Raw genomic sequence first — 19,161 nt, forward strand, 5'->3', positions numbered from 1 at the left:
ATGAGTATATTGGTCGTGGTCACTGAAAATGTACCTCCGCGCTTACGAGGCAGATTAGCCATCTGGTTGTTGGAGGTACGTGCAGGGGTATATGTAGGTGATGTATCCGCAAAAATTCGTGAAATGATCTGGGAACAAATAGCTGGACTGGCGGAAGAAGGCAATGTAGTGATGGCATGGGCAACGAATACGGAATCGGGATTTGAGTTCCAGACATTTGGGGTAAACAGGCGTACCCCGGTAGATTTGGATGGTTTAAGGTTGGTGTCTTTTTTACCTGTTTGAAAACAAAGAATTAGCTGATCTTTAATAATAAGGAAATGTTACATTAAGGTTGGTGGGTTGTTTTTATGGGAAAAAATGCTTTAAGAACAAATGTATACTTTGAGAGAGTTCCCCGCGCCAGCGGGGATAAACCGTGATCCGGGTGTCTAACGAACTGCTGAGCGATGAGTTCCCCGCGCCAGCGGGGATAAACCGAATCAATAAAACAATTTAGAAATATAATGGGGGAGTTCCCCGCGCCAGCGGGGATAAACCGGCAATGCGTCGTGCGGATTCTCACGTCATTCCGAGTTCCCCGCGCCAGCGGGGATAAACCGCCTGTTGAAACAGATATTCCCTACGCGCTGGTGAGTTCCCCGCGCCAGCGGGGATAAACCGAGGCCGCAGTTGTACTCTTGGTGCTGCTTCCTGAGTTCCCCGCGCCAGCGGGGATAAACCGCGCCTGAAATCATCGTTCTGTAGTTGTCTAGCGAGTTCCCCGCGCCAGCGGGGATAAACCGCCTATCAGAATTGGCGGTGAACTTTTATTTGTGAGTTCCCCGCGCCAGCGGGGATAAACCGCGCAGCAGATGCAGGCAGCACAGCAGCAGCAAGAGTTCCCCGCGCCAGCGGGGATAAACCGTCTCTCATCTGGTCAGGCATTGGCCCTTGCATGAGTTCCCCGCGCCAGCGGGGATAAACCGGTCACTTCGTTTTTATCAACGGCCAGCACGGCGAGTTCCCCGCGCCAGCGGGGATAAACCGCATGCATTGCTCAGCCAGTTTTATGGCAGCCCGAGTTCCCCGCGCCAGCGGGGATAAACCGCGGTTATCACAGAGCTGAAACAGAACTGGAAAAGAGTTCCCCGCGCCAGCGGGGATAAACCGGCAAACAGAACGGGCACGTAAAATGGAATGACGAGTTCCCCGCGCCAGCGGGGATAAACCGGTTTACATGCAGGCGCTGGTCACGTGGGCTGCGAGTTCCCCGCGCCAGCGGGGATAAACCGTAATAGCCGCCCTCTTTCTGATTCTCTTCAACGAGTTCCCCGCGCCAGCGGGGATAAACCGGCTGTAAACCTTGCTGTAAAAGGCCATCGTTTGAGTTCCCCGCGCCAGCGGGGATAAACCGGATGGCTGTCATAAAAATTTCTCCGCTATTTGGAGTTCCCCGCGCCAGCGGGGATAAACCGCATTACGTAAAAGCGTAGAAGGCGAAAATCACGAGTTCCCCGCGCCAGCAGGGATAAATCGGCAACGACGGTGAGATTTCACGCCTGACGCTGGTGTTCCCCGCATCAGCGGGGATAAACCGGGCGCACTGGATGCGATGATGGATATCACTTAGAATTCCCCGCCCCTGCGGTAGAACTCCCAGCTCCCATTTTCAACCCCATCAAGACGCCTTTGCCAGCTCCTTCACCAGCGGTAGCATTATCCGCATAACGTCACGGCAGCGACGTTCTATTCTTCCAGGAAGCGCCTTATCAATATGCTGTTGATTATCAAGCCTTACATCATGCCAGCTATTTCCCATCGGGAAGGCCGGTGTTTTTGAGCGTTGCTGATAACCATCCTTATTTCCAAGATTCCAGTTGGTCGTCTCCACCGAAAGTACCGCAATACCGGCTTTGTCGAAAACTTCTGCATCGTTACAACACCCGGTGCCTTTCGGATAGTTTTTATTCAAACCTGGATTTGTTGTCGCTGCAATCCCATGATTACGCGCAATTGCCAGCGCTCGATCACGGGTTAATTTCCTGACAGCTTCTGGTGTATTTACGCCACTATTAAAATAAAGCTTATCGCCCACGATCAAATTATCGAGATTAATCACCAGCAGGGTATTTTTCTTTTCAGTATCGCTCATGCGCTTGAGTAAATTCTCAGCACCTAATTTCCCTTCCTCTTCACCACTGGTGGCAATAAAACGAATCCCATACTCAGTCGGAATATCTTTCAGGCGCTCTGCCAGTTCAAGCATAACACCAAGGCCTGCGGCATTATCATCCACACCTTGTAATGTTAATCCCCCAAGGTTGGCATCAATATCTGCATCACTTTGCGGAGCATAGGTATCAAGATGCGCCATGATGATGATTTGCTGGGGCACTTTTCCTTCATGAGCGGCAATCACCGTACTTCCTGTCACGTTATGCCAGCTTTTACGCTTGTTTTTATCGGTGAAGATATAACGGCTATTAAATGTCCGAATATCGCTGCGATAACCCATCTGTTGAAACTGCTGATTGATATAATCGGCAGATAACATTTCCGCAGGTGTTCCGGTCATTCGTCCAGGAAAGAAAGTGGCGAGATGTCGCGTCTGAGTATTGGCAATATCTCCAGGTCTTACAGTGGCAGCCTGGACAGGGAGGATAAAGCATACGCCGAGCGCCAGGGCAGCGGTACGGTGGCGCAATGCGGAAAACATAGTGAGTCCTTAAATACCATGCAAATTTTTTTACCGCCATAGTATGAAACTGCCGCTGCGCTAAAACAATTTCAAATCTTCCTAAACGCCCGAAATCCGGTGGCTTAAGCACTTTTTGATATTAGCTTTGCCAATGCGTTATTCCGTTAAGGAACTACTCATTCCAATTGGTAATTTCATTCGTTCTCCTGCGCTCCCTATAGTCGAAACATCTGATGGCAAGAAAATAGCGGTATTGCAAAGGAACGGTTATGGATCAAAAACGACTTACTCACCTGCGGCAACTGGAGGCGGAAAGCATCCACATTATTCGTGAGGTGGCGGCAGAATTCTCAAATCCGGTGATGCTCTACTCCATCGGTAAAGATTCCAGCGTCATGCTGCATCTGGCGCGCAAGGCGTTTTATCCAGGTACGCTGCCTTTCCCATTGCTGCATGTCGATACTGGCTGGAAATTCCGCGAGATGTATGAGTTCCGCGATCGTACGGCTAAAGCCTACGGCTGCGAGCTGCTGGTACATAAAAACCCGGAAGGCGTGGCGATGGGGATTAACCCATTCGTGCACGGTAGCGCCAAACATACCGATATTATGAAAACCGAAGGTTTGAAGCAGGCGTTGAACAAATATGGTTTTGATGCCGCCTTCGGTGGCGCGCGCCGCGACGAAGAGAAATCCCGCGCTAAAGAGCGTATCTACTCTTTCCGTGATCGCTTCCATCGCTGGGACCCGAAAAATCAGCGCCCGGAACTGTGGCACAACTACAACGGGCAAATTAACAAAGGCGAAAGTATTCGTGTCTTCCCGCTCTCTAACTGGACCGAGCAGGATATCTGGCAATACATCTGGCTGGAAAATATAGACATTGTCCCACTGTATCTCGCCGCTGAACGTCCGGTTCTGGAACGCGACGGTATGTTGATGATGATTGATGACAACCGTATCGACCTGCAACCGGGCGAAGTGATTAAAAAACGGATGGTGCGTTTCCGTACGCTGGGCTGCTGGCCGCTGACCGGCGCGGTGGAGTCAAATGCGCAAACACTGCCGGAAATCATCGAAGAGATGCTGGTTTCCACCACCAGTGAACGTCAGGGGCGCGTGATTGACCGCGACCAGGCGGGATCCATGGAGCTGAAAAAACGTCAGGGGTATTTTTAAGATGAACACCGTACTTGCACAACAAATCGCCAACGAAGGCGGCGTCGAAGCCTGGATGATTGCGCAACAACATAAAAGCCTGCTGCGTTTTCTGACCTGTGGTAGCGTCGATGACGGCAAAAGTACCCTGATTGGTCGCCTGCTGCACGATACCCGCCAAATCTACGAAGATCAGCTCTCATCGCTGCATAACGACAGTAAACGTCACGGCACCCAGGGCGAAAAACTGGATCTGGCACTGCTGGTGGATGGCCTGCAAGCTGAGCGTGAACAGGGCATCACCATTGATGTGGCTTACCGCTATTTCTCCACCGAGAAGCGTAAATTTATTATCGCCGATACCCCTGGACACGAGCAGTACACCCGCAATATGGCGACTGGCGCATCGACATGCGATCTGGCGATCTTACTGATCGATGCCCGTAAAGGCGTGCTCGATCAAACCCGTCGTCACAGTTTTATCTCCACGCTGTTGGGGATCAAACATCTGATCGTGGCGATCAACAAAATGGATCTGGTGGATTACAGTGAAGAGACGTTCACCCGCATTCGTGAAGATTATCTGACCTTTGCCGAGCAGCTGCCGGGTAATCTGGATATTCGCTTTGTGCCGCTCTCCGCGCTGGAAGGCGACAACGTGGCTTCGCAAAGTGAAAGCATGTTGTGGTACAGCGGTCCGACACTACTCGAAGTACTGGAAACAGTGGAGATACAGCGAGTGGTGGATGCCCAGCCAATGCGCTTTCCGGTGCAGTACGTTAACCGCCCGAATCTTGATTTTCGTGGCTACGCCGGAACGCTGGCATCCGGTCGCGTGCAAGTCGGGCAACGAGTCAAAGTGCTGCCCTCTGGTGTGGAGTCAAACGTCGCGCGGATAGTTACTTTTGATGGCGATCGCGAAGAAGCCTTTGCCGGAGAAGCGATCACCCTGGTGCTGACGGATGAGATCGACATCAGCCGTGGCGATCTGCTGCTGGCGGCAGACGAAGTGTTACCGGCTGTGCAGAGTGCGTCGGTGGCTGTGGTATGGATGGCGGAACAGCCGCTTTCCCCGGGCCAGAGTTACGACATCAAAATTGCCGGTAAGAAGACGCGTGCTCGTGTTGATGGCATTCGTTATCAGGTTGATATTAATAACCTTACCCAACGCGAAGTTGAAAATCTGTCACTGAATGGCATCGGCCTCGTGGATCTCACCTTTGACGAGCCGCTGGTGTTAGATCGCTATCAACAAAATCCGGTAACGGGTGGGCTGATTTTTATCGATCGCCTGAGCAATGTGACCGTGGGTGCCGGTATGGTGCACGAGCCAGTTAGCCAGGCAACTGCTGCGGCATCTGAATTCAGTGCATTCGAACTGGAATTGAATGCCCTGGTCCGTCGCCATTTCCCACACTGGGGCGCGCGCGATTTACTGGGAGATAAATAATGGCGCTGCATGACGAAAACGTCGTCTGGCATAGCCATCCGGTCACTGTGCAACAACGCGAGCAACACCACGGTCATCGTGGTGTTGTGTTGTGGTTTACCGGCCTCTCCGGGTCCGGTAAATCCACCGTCGCCGGGGCGCTGGAGGAGGCGTTACATAAACTTGGCGTCAGTACGTATTTGCTGGATGGCGACAACGTTCGCCACGGATTATGCAGCGATCTCGGTTTTAGTGATGCCGATCGTAAAGAAAATATCCGTCGCGTCGGTGAAGTGGCGAATTTAATGGTTGAAGCTGGACTGGTGGTGCTGACCGCGTTTATCTCGCCACACCGCGCCGAACGCCAGATGGTTCGCGAACGCGTAGGAGAAGGGCGTTTTATCGAAGTGTTTGTCGATACGCCGCTGGCGATTTGCGAGGCCCGCGATCCAAAAGGCTTATATAAGAAAGCGCGTGCCGGTGAACTGCGTAACTTTACGGGAATAGATTCCGTTTACGAAGCGCCTGAATCGGCAGAAATTAATCTCAATGGTGAACAATTAGTAACAAATTTGGTTCAGCAATTATTAGATCTGCTGAGACAGAACGATATTATCAGATCCTGAGACCCCACCGGGCTTGCAAGCCCGGTTCGTCAAAGTAACAGGATCAAATATGCGTAATAGCGATAACATAACCTTCACAAAATCAGAGGCATTTGCCGTTGACGACGAGACTACATGGTCTTTGTCGGGAGCTGCTGTGGGCTTTGTATCGTGGCTATTCGCACTGGCGATTCCCTTTCTGGTTTATGGTCCTAACACGCTGTTTTTTTTCCTCTACACCTGGCCATTCTTTCTTGCATTGATGCCTGTAGCGGTGGTTGCGGGTATCGCGTTACATTCACTGACTGGCGGCAAATTGCTTTACACCATCTTGTTAACTCTTCTCATTGTCGGCGTTATGTTCGGCGCACTATTCTTGTGGTTGCTGGGATGAGTTGCCGATAATTCAAACCGTAACCAATAATGAGATTATGTTCCGCACACCCTGGGTATACGTAACAATGGACAAATGTGGTACATTTGCCCGCGTTGTCGCGGCTTTCCAGCCCCAGTACATAGCGTTCGTGGGGCGAATATGGGATGAAAATGCCGTTTTTCAGGGGGCAGGATGGGTAAACTAACACTGCTGTTGCTGGCTATACTGGTCTGGCTGCAGTATTCGCTGTGGTTCGGTAAGAACGGTATTCATGACTATAGCCGCGTCAATGATGACGTTGCGGCACAGCAGGCTACAAACGCAAAACTCAAAGCGCGTAACGACCAGCTTTTTGCCGAAATTGATGATCTCAATGGCGGTCAGGAAGCCCTTGAAGAGCGCGCGCGTAATGAACTCAGTATGACTAAACCGGGCGAAACCTTTTATCGTCTGGTGCCTGACGCGTCGAAACGTGCTCAGACCGCCGGGCAAAATAATCGATAAATCAGCCCAGGAATTAACATGGCAGCCACTAATATTGACGTTTGCGCCGTGGTGCCGGCGGCTGGCTATGGCCGCCGTATGCAAACGGAATGTCCTAAGCAGTATCTCTCAATCGGTAATAAAACCATTCTTGAACACTCGGTGCATGCGCTACTGGCGCATCCCCGGGTAACGCGTGTCATCATTGTGATAAGTCCCGGCGACAGCCGCTTTGCGCAACTTCCACTGGCAAATCATCCGCAAATCACCGTTGTTGACGGTGGCGAAGAACGTGCCGATTCCGTTTTGGCTGGTATTAAAGCCGTGGGGGATGCCGAATGGGTGCTGGTGCATGACGCTGCACGTCCTTGTCTTCATCAGGATGATCTTGCACGCCTTTTAACCCTTAGCGAAACCAGCCGCACGGGCGGCATTCTCGCCGCACCAGTGCGCGATACCATGAAACGCGCCGAACCGGGCAAAAATGCCATTGCTCATACCGTTGATCGCAGCGGCTTATGGCACGCGCTGACGCCGCAGTTTTTCCCTCGTGAGCTGTTACATGATTGTCTGACGCGTGCATTAAATGAAGGCGCTACTATTACCGACGAAGCCTCGGCGCTGGAATATTGTGGATTTCATCCGCAGCTGGTTGAAGGCCGCGCAGATAACATTAAAGTCACGCGCCCGGAAGATTTGGCACTGGCCGAGTTTTACCTCACCCGAACCATCCATCAGGAGAATACATAATGCGAATTGGACACGGTTTTGACGTACACGCCTTTGGCGGTGAAGGCCCAATTATCATTGGTGGCGTACGCATTCCTTACGAAAAAGGATTGCTGGCGCATTCTGATGGCGACGTAGCGCTCCATGCGTTGACCGATGCATTACTTGGTGCAGCGGCGCTGGGGGATATTGGTAAGCTGTTCCCGGATACTGATCCCGCATTTAAAGGCGCCGACAGCCGCGAATTGCTGCGCGAAGCCTGGCGTCGTATTCAGGCGAAGGGGTATACCCTCGGTAACGTCGATGTCACTATCATCGCTCAGGCACCGAAGATGTTGCCGCATATTCCACAAATGCGCGTGTTTATTGCCGAAGATCTCGGCTGCCATATGGATGATGTTAACGTGAAAGCCACTACTACGGAAAAACTTGGATTTACCGGACGTGGGGAAGGGATTGCCTGTGAAGCGGTGGCGCTACTCATTAAGGCAACAAAATGATTGAGTTTGATAATCTCACTTACCTCCACGGTAAACCGCAAGGCACCGGGCTACTGAAAGCTAACCCGGAAGACTTTGTAGTGGTGGAAGATTTAGGCTTCGAGCCTGATGGTGAAGGTGAACATATTCTGGTTAGAATCCTCAAAAACGGCTGTAATACCCGTTTTGTGGCGGATGCACTGGCGAAATTCCTGAAAATTCATGCCCGTGAAGTCAGCTTCGCAGGGCAAAAAGATAAACATGCTGTTACGGAACAGTGGTTTTGTGCACGAGTGCCAGGTAAAGAGATGCCGGATCTCAGTGCTTTTCAACTGGAAGGCTGCCAGGTGCTGGAGTATGCGCGACACAAGCGTAAGTTGCGTTTAGGCGCACTAAAAGGTAATGCCTTCACTCTGGTGCTGCGCGATGTAAGCAACCGTGACGATGTTGAACAACGTCTCATCGATATTTGCGTAAAAGGCGTGCCTAACTATTTTGGTGCTCAGCGTTTTGGTATTGGCGGTAGCAACTTGCAGGGCGCGCTGCGCTGGGCGCAAACCAATACTCCGGTGCGCGATCGCAATAAACGTAGTTTTTGGTTGTCGGCAGCCCGCAGTGCGTTGTTTAATCAGATTGTTGCTGAGCGCCTCAAAAAAGCAGACGTTAATCAAGTTGTTGACGGCGATGCGCTACAATTAGCCGGACGTGGTAGCTGGTTTGTCGCAACCACCGAAGAACTGGCGGAATTACAGCGTCGCGTCAACGATAAAGAGCTGATGATAACCGCCGCATTGCCGGGCAGTGGCGAATGGGGAACTCAGCGTGAAGCGCTGGCATTCGAACAAGCCGCTGTCGCTGAAGAAACTGAATTACAAACCTTACTGGTGCGCGAAAAAGTTGAAGCCGCGCGCAGAGCGATGCTGCTATATCCGCAACAATTAAGCTGGAACTGGTGGGATGATGTCACCGTAGAAATCCGTTTCTGGCTTCCGGCAGGCAGTTTTGCGACCAGCGTTGTCAGGGAACTAATCAACACAACAGGTGAATATGCGCATATTGCTGAGTAATGATGACGGGGTTCACGCACCCGGTATACAAACGCTGGCGAAAGCTTTGCGTGAGTTTGCTGACGTACAAGTGGTTGCCCCCGATCGTAACCGCAGTGGCGCATCAAATTCTCTGACGCTGGAATCCTCGCTTCGTACTTTTACTTTTGAAAATGGCGATATCGCAGTACAGATGGGCACGCCTACTGACTGCGTTTATTTAGGTGTTAACGCTTTAATGCGTCCGCGTCCGGACATCGTAGTTTCTGGTATTAATGCAGGACCAAATTTAGGTGATGATGTTATTTATTCCGGTACGGTAGCCGCCGCGATGGAAGGCCGTCATTTAGGCTTTCCGGCGCTGGCGGTTTCCCTGGATGGTCATAAACATTACGACACCGCTGCGGCAGTTACCTGTTCTATTCTGCGTGCATTGTGCAAAGAACCGCTGCGAACAGGGCGTATTCTTAATATAAATGTACCGGATTTGCCGCTGGACCAAATCAAAGGAATCCGCGTGACTCGCTGTGGGAGCCGCCATCCGGCAGATCAGGTGATCCCGCAGCAAGATCCTCGTGGTAATACACTGTACTGGATTGGTCCTCCAGGGGGGAAATGTGACGCCGGGCCGGATACCGACTTCGCAGCGGTAGATGAAGGTTATGTCTCCATCACGCCGTTGCATGTGGATTTAACTGCGCACAACGCGCAGGATGTGGTTTCAGACTGGTTAAACAGCGTGGGAGTTGGCACGCAATGGTAAGCAGACGCGTACAGGCACTTCTGGATCAATTACGCGCGCAGGGCATCAAGGATGAACAGGTGCTCAACGCGCTCGCCGCCGTGCCGCGTGAAAAGTTCATTGATGAAGCATTTGAACAAAAAGCCTGGGACAATATCGCATTACCGATAGGTCAAGGGCAGACAATCTCGCAGCCTTATATGGTGGCGAGAATGACGGAACTCCTCGAACTGACGCCGCAGTCGCGAGTACTGGAGATCGGCACCGGTTCGGGATACCAAACAGCAATTCTGGCGCATCTTGTCCAGCATGTATGCTCGGTTGAGCGTATTAAAGGATTACAGTGGCAGGCACGCCGTCGCCTGAAAAATCTTGATTTACATAATGTTTCAACCCGTCATGGTGATGGATGGCAAGGTTGGCAGGCGCGTGCGCCTTTTGACGCCATCATCGTAACGGCAGCGCCGCCCGAAATACCAACAGCGTTAATGACGCAACTGGACGAAGGCGGCATTCTCGTCTTACCCGTAGGGGAAGAGCACCAGTATTTGAAGAGGGTGCGTCGTCGGGGAGGCGAATTTATTATCGACACCGTGGAGGCAGTGCGCTTTGTTCCTTTAGTAAAAGGGGAACTAGCCTGAAGGCTGTGACGCGCATACCTGGATTTTTCCTGGTTATTTTGCAGCAGGTCAGCGTATCGTGAACACGTTTTTCAGTGTTCAGTCCGACGCCTTGCGCGGTAATTATGTCACTGGTTATTAACCAATTTTTCCTGGGGGATAAATGAGCGCGGGAAGCCCAAAATTCACCGTTCGCCGCATTGCGGCTTTGTCACTGGTTTCGCTCTGGCTGGCAGGTTGTACAGATACGTCGAATCCACCAGCACCGGTTACCTCCGTCAACGGCGGTAATTCGACCAATACCAGTTCCGGGATGCTAATTACGCCGCCACCAAAAATGGGGTCAACCAGCACCGGGATACAACAGCCCCAAATTCAGTCAGTACAACAACCACAAATTCAATCTGCACAGCAGCCGCAAATCCAGCCAGTGCAGCCAGTAGCTCAGCAGCCGGTACAGATGGAAAACGGACGCATCGTCTACAACCGTCAGTATGGGAACATTCCGAAAGGCAGTTATAGCGGCAGTACCTATACCGTGAAAAAAGGCGACACACTTTTCTATATCGCCTGGATTACTGGCAACGATTTCCGCGATCTCGCCCAACGCAATAATATTCAGGCGCCATACGCGCTGAACGTCGGTCAGACCTTACAGGTGGGTAATGCTTCAGGTACGCCAATCACTGGAGGAAATGCAATTACCCAGGCCGACGCAGCAGAGCAAGGAGTTGTGATCAAGCCTGCACAAAATTCAACCGTTGCTGTTGCGTCGCAACCGACAATTACGTATTCTGAGTCTTCGGGTGAACAGAGTGCTAACAAAATGTTGCCGAACAACAAGCCAACTGCGACGGCTGTCACAGCGCCTGTAACGGTACCAACAGCAAGCGCAACCGAGCCAACTGCAAGCAGTTCGTCCAACAGTGCCGCTATTTCTGCATGGCTCTGGCCGACGAGTGGCAAAGTGATCGAAACCTTTGGGGCTTCCGAAGGGGGCAATAAAGGGATCGATATTGCAGGCAGTAAAGGACAGGCAATCAACGCGACCGCAGATGGCCGTGTTGTTTATGCCGGTAACGCGCTGCGCGGTTACGGTAATCTGATTATCATCAAACATAATGATGATTACCTGAGTGCCTACGCCCATAACGATACAATGCTGGTCCGGGAACAACAAGAAGTGAAGGCGGGGCAAAAAATAGCGACCATGGGTAGCACCGGAACCAGTTCAACACGCTTGCATTTTGAAATTCGTTACAAGGGGAAATCCGTAAACCCGCTGCGTTATTTACCGCAGCGATAATTCGGCGGAACCAGGCTTTTGCTTGCTAGTTCCGTCAAGGGATCACGGGTAGGAGCCACCTTATGAGTCAGAATACGCTGAAAGTTCATGATTTAAATGAAGACGCGGAATTTGATGAGAACTGAGTTGAGGTTTTTGACGAGAAAGCCTTAGTTGAAGAGGAACCCAGTGATAACGATTTGGCTGAAGAGGAGCTGTTATCGCAAGGGGCCACACAGCGTGTGTTGGACGCGACTCAGCTTTACCTTGGTGAGATTGGTTATTCGCCACTGTTAACGGCCGAAGAAGAAGTTTATTTCGCGCGTCGCGCACTGCGTGGAGATGTCGCTTCACGTCGCCGGATGATTGAAAGTAACCTGCGTCTGGTCGTGAAGATTGCCCGCCGTTATGGCAATCGTGGTCTGGCGTTATTGGATCTGATCGAAGAGGGCAACCTGGGGCTGATCCGCGCGGTTGAGAAGTTTGACCCGGAACGTGGTTTCCGCTTCTCAACATACGCAACCTGGTGGATTCGCCAGACGATCGAGCGGGCGATTATGAACCAAACCCGTACTATTCGTTTGCCGATTCACATCGTAAAGGAGCTGAACGTTTACCTGCGAACCGCACGTGAGTTGTCCCATAAGCTGGACCACGAACCGAGCGCGGAAGAGATCGCAGAGCAACTGGATAAGCCAGTTGATGACGTCAGCCGTATGCTTCGTCTTAACGAGCGCATTACCTCGGTAGACACCCCGCTGGGTGGAGATTCCGAAAAAGCGTTGCTGGACATCCTGGCCGATGAAAAAGAAAACGGCCCGGAAGATACCACGCAAGATGACGATATGAAACAAAGCATCGTCAAATGGCTGTTCGAACTGAACGCCAAACAGCGTGAAGTGCTGGCACGTCGATTCGGTTTGCTGGGGTACGAAGCGGCAACACTGGAAGATGTAGGTCGTGAAATTGGCCTCACCCGTGAACGTGTTCGCCAGATTCAGGTTGAAGGCCTGCGCCGTTTGCGCGAAATCCTGCAAACGCAGGGGCTGAATATCGAAGCGCTGTTCCGCGAATAAGTAAGCATCTGTCAGAAAGGCCAGTCTCAAGCGAGGCTGGCCTTTTTCTTTTATTTGGGGAGTCGGTGTGTTTTGTCGCCTGGATAAGACACGTCAGCGTCCCACCCGGCAATCAACATCCTATTTGCTCATCATCTTGCGCACCAGCTGCATAAACAGCTCCTGCTCTTCTCCACTCAAACGCCCCAAAAATTCCTCATCCACACTGTCGCCAATCGGTATCGCCGCAGCAAGTACCTTTTCTCCTTCGGCAGTCAGCCAGACAAAGCGTCGCCGCTTGTCAGCAGAGTCATGTTCTCGTCTGACTAAGCCACGATTTTCCATTCGTGCCAGCATTTCTGCCAGCGTTGCTTTGGTGCTGACTGCTGCTTCCATCAGCGCAACCTGTTCGATGCCAGGCTTATCAGCAATGGCGCGCATCACCGCGTACTGCGGTTTGGTCAGGTCAGGTAGCTCATGCTGCCAGCGAGATGTGTGCTGCTGAAAAAGCTGTCGTAACTGATGGAACGCTTTATTTCGTAACGCCATGTAAACTCCGGGCAAACTATCTGCCGCTATCATAGCGGTTTTTCAGTGACGCAGGGGATGTTGTTACTTTTCAGTGCTTGCCGCGATGAGAACAGAGGCGTATTTTAATAATAACGTTCGTATACGAACAATTAAGAGAATTAACAATGAGACTGATCGTCGGGATGACAGGGGCCACCGGAGCGCCTCTTGGTGTGGCATTACTGCAAGCGCTGCGGGAGATGCCGAATGTCGAGACTCATCTGGTGATGTCGAAGTGGGCGAAAACCACCATTGAACTGGAAACGCCTTACAACGCCCGCGATGTTGCTGCCCTCGCAGACTTCTGCCATAACCCGGCGGATCAGGCCGCAACCATCTCCTCAGGTTCCTTTCGTACCGACGGTATGATCGTTATTCCGTGCAGTATGAAAACGCTCGCCGGTATCCGCGCTGGTTACGCCGATGGCCTGGTAGGGCGCGCGGCGGACGTCGTGCTCAAAGAAGGCCGCAAACTGGTGCTGGTGCCGCGTGAAATGCCGCTTAGCACCATCCATCTCGAAAATATGCTCGCACTTTCGCGCATGGGCGTGGCGATGGTGCCGCCGATGCCTGCCTTTTATAACCATCCCGAAACGGTAGATGACATTGTCCACCACGTGGTAGCCCGCGTGCTGGATCAATTTGGCCTCGAACATCCTCACGCCAGGCGCTGGCAAGGATTGCCGCAGGCCCGGAATTTTTCCCAGGAGAATGAATAATGGCATTTGATGATTTACGCAGCTTTTTACAGGCGCTTGATGACTACGGTCAGTTACTGAAAATCAGTGAAGAAGTGAACGCCGAGCCGGATCTGGCAGCCGCTGCCAACGCCACCGGGCGTATCGGCGACGGTGCACCGGCGCTGTGGTTTGACAATATTCGCGGCTTTACCGATGCCCGCGTGGCAATGAACACCATCGGCTCCTGGCAGAACCACGCGATTTCCCTCGGCCTGCCGCCAAACACCCCGGTTAAAAAACAGATTGATGAGTTTATCCGCCGCTGGGATAACTTTCCCATTGCCCCGGAGCGCCGTGCGAATCCGGTCTGGGCGCAGAACACCGTCGATGGCGACGAGATTAATTTGTTCGATATTCTGCCGCTGTTTCGTTTAAACGATGGCGATGGCGGTTTCTATCTCGACAAAGCGTGCGTGGTTTCCCGCGATCCGCTCGACCCGGATAATTTCGGCAAGCAGAATGTCGGCATCTACCGCATGGAAGTGAAGGGCAAGCGTAAGCTCGGCCTGCAACCGGTGCCGATGCACGATATCGCCCTGCATCTGCATAAAGCAGAAGAGCGCGGTGAAGATCTGCCGATTGCGATCACGCTCGGTAACGATCCGATCATCACCCTGATGGGGGCCACCCCGCTGAAATACGATCAATCAGAGTACGAAATGGCTGGCGCACTACGCGAAAGCCCGTACCCGATCGCCACCGCCCCGCTGACCGGTTTTGATGTGCCGTGGGGCTCAGAAGTGATCCTCGAAGGCGTTATCGAAAGCCGTAAACGCGAGATTGAAGGGCCGTTCGGTGAATTTACCGGCCACTACTCCGGCGGGCGCAACATGACCGTAGTGCGCATCGATAAAGTCTCTTACCGCACCAAACCGATTTTTGAATCGCTCTATCTCGGTATGCCGTGGACCGAAATCGACTACCTGATGGGGCCAGCCACCTGTGTGCCGCTGTATCAGCAACTGAAAGCCGAGTTCCCGGAAGTGCAGGCGGTGAACGCCATGTACACCCACGGCCTGCTGGCGATTATCTCCACCAAAAAACGCTACGGCGGCTTTGCCCGCGCGGTGGGCCTGCGTGCGATGACCACGCCGCACGGTCTGGGCTACGTGAAGATGGTGATTATGGTCGATGAAGACGTTGATCCGTTCAACCTGCCGCAGGTGATGTGGGCGCTTTCGTCGAAAGTGAACCCGGCAGGGGATCTGGTGCAGTTGCCGAATATGTCAGTACTGGAACTCGACCCTGGCTCAAGCCCGGCGGGGATCACCGATAAGCTGATTATCGACGCCACTACGCCTGTCGCCCCGGACAACCGTGGTCACTACAGCCAGCCGGTGGTGGACTTACCGGAAACCAAAGCCTGGGCTGAAAAACTGACCGCTATGCTGGCCGCACGTAAATAAGGAGAACAAGATGATTTGTCCACGTTGTGCCGATGAACAGATTGAAGTGATGGCGAAATCGCCGGTGAAAGATGTCTGGACGGTCTACCAGTGCCAGCATTGCCTTTATACCTGGCGCGATACTGAACCGCTACGCCGCACCAGCCGCGAACATTACCCGCAAGCGTTCCGTATGACTCAAAAAGATATTGATGACGCGCCAATGGTGCCGAGCATTCCGCCGCTGCTGGCGGCAGATAAGCGCTAATAAAAAAGGGCCGGGTAGAGGCTTTGCTTTACCCGGCCACGTTATTTGATTTTATAAAACGACAGCCGCCCGCTTTCCGGCGATCCGGTATCAATATATACCTGGTTGGCGAACGTCTGGATGTTATCAAACATCATATGACCGAAGATAAAGCAGTCGGCGCCGTTTATTTCCTGTAACTCGCCTTTGAGCGATTTCAGTACACGATCAACAGGCCAGAGTAATTCGCTTTCTGCTATTTCTTTTCCAAACTGATATTCATCACCTGGATAATCCGCATGTGCGATGACATATTTTATGATGTCGTTAGTGATTTCAATAATATGTGGGAGGTGATGAAATTTCAGCAACAGATCTATAGCTTCTTTTTGCTCTGAATCATTTAAATCGAAAAACCAGTTACCACCGCTGGCTAACCACATATTACCATCGCCAGTCGCGAATGCATCAAGCGCCATCGCTTCGTGGTTGCCTTTGACGGAGGTAAACCAGGGCTGGTTTAACAGGCGCAGCACGTTAAGGCTATCCGGCCCCCGATCAATGTTATCGCCGACAGAAATAAGAAAGTCAGTTTCGGGACAAAAAGATAATTGGTGTAAGCGGGATTGTAATAATTGATAGTCACCATGAATATCACCAACGGCCCATATATGGCGATAGTGATGGGCATTAATTTTTTGATAGCGTGTAGATGGCATGGTTTTACCCTGTAAAATAAGATTTCCTATTATACAGGGTATTTTTATTTGATTCGTCAGTTGTCGTTAATATTCCCGATAGCAAAAAACTATCGGGAATTGTTATTACACCAGACTCTTCAAGCGGTAAATCCACTCCAGCGCCTGACGCGGAGTCAGTGAATCCGGGTCAAGATTTTCCAGTGCTTCGACCGCTGGCGAGGTTTCTTCCGGTACTGACAGCAAAGACATCTGCGTACCATCAACCTGTGTAGCGGCGGCGTTCGGCGAAATGCTTTCCAGCTCACGCAGTTTTTGCCGTGCGCGCTTAATCACCTCTTTTGGCACGCCCGCCAGAGCAGCAACCGCCAGACCGTAGCTTTTGCTCGCTGCGCCGTCCTGAACGCTGTGCATAAAGGCAATGGTGTCGCCGTGCTCCAGTGCATCGAGATGCACGTTGGCGACGCCTTCCATTTTTTCCGGTAACTGGGTCAGCTCGAAATAGTGGGTGGCAAACAACGTCAACGCTTTAATCTTATTCGCCAGATTTTCCGCGCACGCCCATGCCAGCGACAGACCATCGTAAGTGGACGTTCCGCGCCCAATCTCATCCATCAACACCAGGCTGTACTCCGTGGCGTTATGCAGAATATTGGCGGTTTCGGTCATCTCCACCATAAAGGTTGAACGCCCGGATGCCAGATCGTCAGCCGCGCCTACACGGGTAAAGATACGGTCGATCGGGCCAATCTCGACTTTTTGCGCCGGTACGTAGCTACCGATGTAGGCCATCAGCGCAATCAACGCGGTCTGGCGCATATAGGTACTTTTACCGCCCATGTTCGGACCGGTGATGATCAACATGCGGCGCTGCGGCGACAGGTTCAGCGGGTTAGCGATAAACGGCTCATTCAGTACCTGTTCAACCACCGGATGGCGACCTTCGGTAATGCGAATGCCCGGTTTATCAATGAAGGTCGGGCAGGTGTAGTTCAGGGTATAGGCCCGTTCCGCCAGGTTTACCAGTACGTCGAGTTCTGCCAGTGCGCTCGCGCTCTGTTGCAACGCTTCCAGATGCGGCAACAACAGGTCGAACAACTCTTCATAAAGCTGTTTTTCCAGTGCCAGCGCTTTACCTTTCGAGGTGAGTACTTTGTCTTCATACTCTTTTAGCTCTGGAATAATGTAGCGTTCGGCGTTTTTCAGCGTCTGGCGACGCATATAGTTGATGGGTGCCAGATGGCTTTGTCCACGGCTAATCTGAATGTAATAACCATGCACCGCGTTAAAGCCGACTTTCAGCGTGTCCAGGCCGGTACGTTCACGCTCGCGAACTTCCAGACGCTCCAGATAATCGGTCGCGCCGTCAGCCAGCGCGCGCCACTCATCCAGCTCTTCGTTATAGCCCGATGCGATAACACCACCGTCGCGTACCAGCACCGGCGGTGTGTCGATGATTGCCCGCTCCAGCAGATCGCGCAGCTCTGCAAACTCGCCCATTTTCTCACGCAGCGCCTGCACTGGTGCACTATCGACATTCTCTAACTGCGCTCGCAGCTCCGGCAGTTGCTGGAAAGCGTGACGCATACGGGCCAGATCGCGTGGGCGAGCGGTACGCAACGCCAGACGCGCCAGAATACGTTCCAGGTCGCCAACCTGACGTAGTACCGGCTGCAACTCGGCGGTGAAATCCTGCAATGCGCCAATAGTTTGCTGGCGCTCAAGCAACACGCGGGTATCGCGCACTGGCATATGCAGCCAGCGTTTCAGCATACGACTCCCCATCGGCGTTACAGTGCAGTCGAGCACAGAAGCCAGCGTGTTTTCCGCACCGCCCGCCAGGTTCTGGGTAATTTCCAGGTTACGGCGCGTTGCGGCATCCATAATGATGCTGTCCTGCTCACGTTCCATAGTGATAGAACGAATATGCGGCAGGGTCGTGCGTTGCGTATCTTTCGCATACTGCAACAGACAACCGGCGGCACAAAGTCCGCGCGGCGCGTTCTCGACGCCAAAACCGACCAGATCGCGAGTGCCAAATTGTAGATTCAACTGCTGGCGCGCGGTGTCGATTTCAAACTCCCACAGCGGACGACGGCGCAAACCGCGACGACCTTCAATTAACGACATTTCAGCAAAATCTTCTGCATACAGCAGTTCCGCCGGATTAGTGCGTTGCAGTTCTGCCGCCATCGTTTCGCGGTCAGCCGGTTCACTCAGGCGAAAACGACCGGAACTGATATCCAGCGTCGCGTAGCCGAAACCTTTACTGTCCTGCCAGATAGCCGCCAGCAGGTTGTCCTGACGCTCCTGCAACAGCGCTTCATCGCTGATGGTGCCCGGCGTAACGATACGCACAACTTTGCGCTCAACTGGACCTTTGCTGGTCGCCGGATCGCCAATTTGTTCGCAGATGGCAACGGACTCGCCCTGATTCACCAGTTTGGCGAGGTAGTTTTCCACTGCATGGTAGGGAATCCCCGCCATCGGGATCGGCTCGCCCGCTGAAGCGCCGCGTTTGGTCAGTGAAATATCCAGCAGTTGTGACGCACGTTTTGCGTCGTCATAAAACAGTTCGTAAAAGTCACCCATCCGGTAGAACAGCAGGATCTCGGGATGCTGGGCTTTCAGCTTGAGATACTGCTGCATCATTGGCGTGTGGGCGTCGAAATTTTCTATTGCACTCATGGCGTTATGTCCGGTTCCCTGATTTTAAGTGAATAGCGATGTTTTTTTGTTTTCGTTGTTATCGCAGAAGGAACACATGATAACGGAGATAGCTATTTCAGGGAAAGCGAGGAAAGGTGGCTTCGCGATCGCTATTCCTGAAGTGTG

The 19,161-nt window shown here is 52.4% G+C and carries 19 protein-coding genes, 1 pseudogene and 1 CRISPR repeat array; of the genes and pseudogenes, 16 read left to right on the top strand and 4 right to left on the bottom strand.

Going from position 1 to position 19,161, the window contains the following annotated elements; genetic code table 11:
• A complete protein-coding gene (gene cas2e, locus EFER_RS01745) occupies positions 1-285 on the top strand; it encodes a type I-E CRISPR-associated endoribonuclease Cas2e (protein ID WP_012599884.1) in 285 nt (94 codons plus the stop codon).
• A gap of 105 nt (positions 286-390) precedes the next feature.
• Positions 391-1,579: direct repeats of the CRISPR family, unit length 29 nt; unit sequence GAGTTCCCCGCGCCAGCGGGGATAAACCG.
• A gap of 81 nt (positions 1,580-1,660) precedes the next feature.
• Here cas2e and EFER_RS01750 read toward each other — a convergent pair.
• On the bottom strand, positions 1,661-2,698 hold the full coding sequence (locus tag EFER_RS01750; RefSeq protein WP_000490452.1) for an aminopeptidase: 1,038 nt from the start codon (positions 2,696-2,698) through the stop codon (positions 1,661-1,663).
• 251 nt (positions 2,699-2,949) lie between these two features.
• Between EFER_RS01750 and cysD the strand changes: the two genes are divergently transcribed.
• The 12 genes and pseudogenes from cysD to rpoS all read left to right on the top strand — a co-directional run bounded on the left by cysD (position 2,950) and on the right by rpoS (position 12,707).
• Positions 2,950-3,858 (top strand): sulfate adenylyltransferase subunit CysD, encoded by a 909-nt coding sequence (gene cysD / locus EFER_RS01755; protein ID WP_000372392.1) that lies wholly within the window; start codon positions 2,950-2,952, stop codon positions 3,856-3,858.
• Position 3,859: 1 nt separating this feature from the next.
• Positions 3,860-5,287 carry a sulfate adenylyltransferase subunit CysN gene (gene cysN, locus EFER_RS01760; protein ID WP_001098966.1) on the top strand — a complete coding sequence of 476 codons (1,428 nt, stop codon included), beginning with the start codon at positions 3,860-3,862 and terminating at the stop codon, positions 5,285-5,287.
• Positions 5,287-5,892, top strand: coding sequence for an adenylyl-sulfate kinase (gene cysC, locus EFER_RS01765; RefSeq protein WP_001173682.1), 606 nt, complete (start codon positions 5,287-5,289; stop codon positions 5,890-5,892). The genes cysN and cysC overlap by 1 nt, the downstream gene beginning before the upstream one ends.
• 49 nt (positions 5,893-5,941) lie before the next feature.
• Positions 5,942-6,265, top strand: coding sequence for a DUF3561 family protein (locus tag EFER_RS01770; protein ID WP_001246060.1), 324 nt, complete (start codon positions 5,942-5,944; stop codon positions 6,263-6,265).
• Positions 6,266-6,439: 174 nt separating this feature from the next.
• Positions 6,440-6,751 carry a cell division protein FtsB gene (gene ftsB / locus EFER_RS01775; protein ID WP_000517469.1) on the top strand — a complete coding sequence of 104 codons (312 nt, stop codon included), beginning with the start codon at positions 6,440-6,442 and terminating at the stop codon, positions 6,749-6,751.
• A gap of 18 nt (positions 6,752-6,769) precedes the next feature.
• Positions 6,770-7,480, top strand: coding sequence for a 2-C-methyl-D-erythritol 4-phosphate cytidylyltransferase (gene ispD / locus EFER_RS01780; RefSeq protein ID WP_000741662.1), 711 nt, complete (start codon positions 6,770-6,772; stop codon positions 7,478-7,480).
• Positions 7,480-7,959 carry a 2-C-methyl-D-erythritol 2,4-cyclodiphosphate synthase gene (ispF, locus tag EFER_RS01785; protein WP_001219242.1) on the top strand — a complete coding sequence of 160 codons (480 nt, stop codon included), beginning with the start codon at positions 7,480-7,482 and terminating at the stop codon, positions 7,957-7,959. Before ispD ends, ispF begins: the two co-directional genes overlap by 1 nt.
• Positions 7,956-9,005 (top strand): tRNA pseudouridine(13) synthase TruD, encoded by a 1,050-nt coding sequence (gene truD, locus EFER_RS01790; protein ID WP_000568909.1) that lies wholly within the window; start codon positions 7,956-7,958, stop codon positions 9,003-9,005. The genes ispF and truD overlap by 4 nt, the downstream gene beginning before the upstream one ends.
• The gene (surE, locus tag EFER_RS01795) at positions 8,986-9,747 is read left to right on the top strand and encodes a 5'/3'-nucleotidase SurE (RefSeq protein WP_001221544.1); all 762 of its coding nucleotides are present in this window, start codon (positions 8,986-8,988) and stop codon (positions 9,745-9,747) included. Before truD ends, surE begins: the two co-directional genes overlap by 20 nt.
• Positions 9,741-10,367: a protein-L-isoaspartate O-methyltransferase gene (gene pcm, locus EFER_RS01800; protein WP_000254699.1), complete on the top strand. Its 627-nt coding sequence runs from the start codon at positions 9,741-9,743 to the stop codon at positions 10,365-10,367. Before surE ends, pcm begins: the two co-directional genes overlap by 7 nt.
• A 193-nt stretch (positions 10,368-10,560) precedes the next feature.
• Entirely contained in the window at positions 10,561-11,652 is a 1,092-nt protein-coding gene (gene nlpD / locus EFER_RS01805) for a murein hydrolase activator NlpD (protein ID WP_224219353.1), read from the top strand.
• Between the two features lie 62 nt (positions 11,653-11,714).
• A pseudogene (rpoS, locus tag EFER_RS01810) lies at positions 11,715-12,707 on the top strand (RNA polymerase sigma factor RpoS).
• A gap of 120 nt (positions 12,708-12,827) precedes the next feature.
• Here the strand turns inward: rpoS and EFER_RS01815 are convergent.
• Positions 12,828-13,235 (bottom strand): MarR family winged helix-turn-helix transcriptional regulator, encoded by a 408-nt coding sequence (locus tag EFER_RS01815; RefSeq protein ID WP_001208086.1) that lies wholly within the window; start codon positions 13,233-13,235, stop codon positions 12,828-12,830.
• A gap of 146 nt (positions 13,236-13,381) precedes the next feature.
• On the opposite strand from EFER_RS01815, the gene EFER_RS01820 reads away from it, so the two are divergent.
• From EFER_RS01820 to EFER_RS01830, 3 genes are read left to right on the top strand one after another with little or no spacing between them, the layout of a single operon-like run.
• Positions 13,382-13,975, top strand: a complete 594-nt coding sequence (locus EFER_RS01820) for a non-oxidative hydroxyarylic acid decarboxylases subunit B (protein ID WP_001237173.1) — start codon at positions 13,382-13,384, stop codon at positions 13,973-13,975.
• Complete coding sequence (locus EFER_RS01825) at positions 13,975-15,402, top strand: non-oxidative hydroxyarylic acid decarboxylases subunit C (RefSeq protein ID WP_000863233.1); 1,428 nt, start codon at positions 13,975-13,977, stop codon at positions 15,400-15,402. The genes EFER_RS01820 and EFER_RS01825 overlap by 1 nt, the downstream gene beginning before the upstream one ends.
• 10 nt (positions 15,403-15,412) lie before the next feature.
• Entirely contained in the window at positions 15,413-15,649 is a 237-nt protein-coding gene (locus tag EFER_RS01830) for a non-oxidative hydroxyarylic acid decarboxylases subunit D (protein ID WP_000562985.1), read from the top strand.
• 41 nt (positions 15,650-15,690) lie between these two features.
• On the opposite strand, the gene pphB is transcribed toward EFER_RS01830, so the two are convergent.
• The gene (gene pphB, locus EFER_RS01835) at positions 15,691-16,347 is read right to left on the bottom strand and encodes a protein-serine/threonine phosphatase (RefSeq protein WP_001141288.1); all 657 of its coding nucleotides are present in this window, start codon (positions 16,345-16,347) and stop codon (positions 15,691-15,693) included.
• A gap of 105 nt (positions 16,348-16,452) precedes the next feature.
• On the bottom strand, positions 16,453-19,014 hold the full coding sequence (gene mutS / locus EFER_RS01840) for a DNA mismatch repair protein MutS (RefSeq protein ID WP_001272891.1): 2,562 nt from the start codon (positions 19,012-19,014) through the stop codon (positions 16,453-16,455).
• Positions 19,015-19,161 lie beyond the last annotated feature (147 nt).

It is taken from the genome of Escherichia fergusonii ATCC 35469 (genome assembly GCF_000026225.1).
GTDB classification, from domain to species: domain Bacteria; phylum Pseudomonadota; class Gammaproteobacteria; order Enterobacterales; family Enterobacteriaceae; genus Escherichia; species Escherichia fergusonii.

What these genes read in the sequence shown, in the direction of transcription:
- cas2e (WP_012599884.1), top strand. Translation starts at nt 1, where the DNA reads ATGAGTATATTGGTCGTGGTCACTGAAAATGTACCTCCGCGCTTACGA.
- EFER_RS01750 (WP_000490452.1), bottom strand. Translation starts at nt 2,698, where the DNA reads ATGTTTTCCGCATTGCGCCACCGTACCGCTGCCCTGGCGCTCGGCGTA.
- cysD (WP_000372392.1), top strand. Translation starts at nt 2,950, where the DNA reads ATGGATCAAAAACGACTTACTCACCTGCGGCAACTGGAGGCGGAAAGC.
- cysN (WP_001098966.1), top strand. Translation starts at nt 3,860, where the DNA reads ATGAACACCGTACTTGCACAACAAATCGCCAACGAAGGCGGCGTCGAA.
- cysC (WP_001173682.1), top strand. Translation starts at nt 5,287, where the DNA reads ATGGCGCTGCATGACGAAAACGTCGTCTGGCATAGCCATCCGGTCACT.
- EFER_RS01770 (WP_001246060.1), top strand. Translation starts at nt 5,942, where the DNA reads ATGCGTAATAGCGATAACATAACCTTCACAAAATCAGAGGCATTTGCC.
- ftsB (WP_000517469.1), top strand. Translation starts at nt 6,440, where the DNA reads ATGGGTAAACTAACACTGCTGTTGCTGGCTATACTGGTCTGGCTGCAG.
- ispD (WP_000741662.1), top strand. Translation starts at nt 6,770, where the DNA reads ATGGCAGCCACTAATATTGACGTTTGCGCCGTGGTGCCGGCGGCTGGC.
- ispF (WP_001219242.1), top strand. Translation starts at nt 7,480, where the DNA reads ATGCGAATTGGACACGGTTTTGACGTACACGCCTTTGGCGGTGAAGGC.
- truD (WP_000568909.1), top strand. Translation starts at nt 7,956, where the DNA reads ATGATTGAGTTTGATAATCTCACTTACCTCCACGGTAAACCGCAAGGC.
- surE (WP_001221544.1), top strand. Translation starts at nt 8,986, where the DNA reads ATGCGCATATTGCTGAGTAATGATGACGGGGTTCACGCACCCGGTATA.
- pcm (WP_000254699.1), top strand. Translation starts at nt 9,741, where the DNA reads ATGGTAAGCAGACGCGTACAGGCACTTCTGGATCAATTACGCGCGCAG.
- EFER_RS01815 (WP_001208086.1), bottom strand. Translation starts at nt 13,235, where the DNA reads ATGGCGTTACGAAATAAAGCGTTCCATCAGTTACGACAGCTTTTTCAG.
- EFER_RS01820 (WP_001237173.1), top strand. Translation starts at nt 13,382, where the DNA reads ATGAGACTGATCGTCGGGATGACAGGGGCCACCGGAGCGCCTCTTGGT.
- EFER_RS01825 (WP_000863233.1), top strand. Translation starts at nt 13,975, where the DNA reads ATGGCATTTGATGATTTACGCAGCTTTTTACAGGCGCTTGATGACTAC.
- EFER_RS01830 (WP_000562985.1), top strand. Translation starts at nt 15,413, where the DNA reads ATGATTTGTCCACGTTGTGCCGATGAACAGATTGAAGTGATGGCGAAA.
- pphB (WP_001141288.1), bottom strand. Translation starts at nt 16,347, where the DNA reads ATGCCATCTACACGCTATCAAAAAATTAATGCCCATCACTATCGCCAT.
- mutS (WP_001272891.1), bottom strand. Translation starts at nt 19,014, where the DNA reads ATGAGTGCAATAGAAAATTTCGACGCCCACACGCCAATGATGCAGCAG.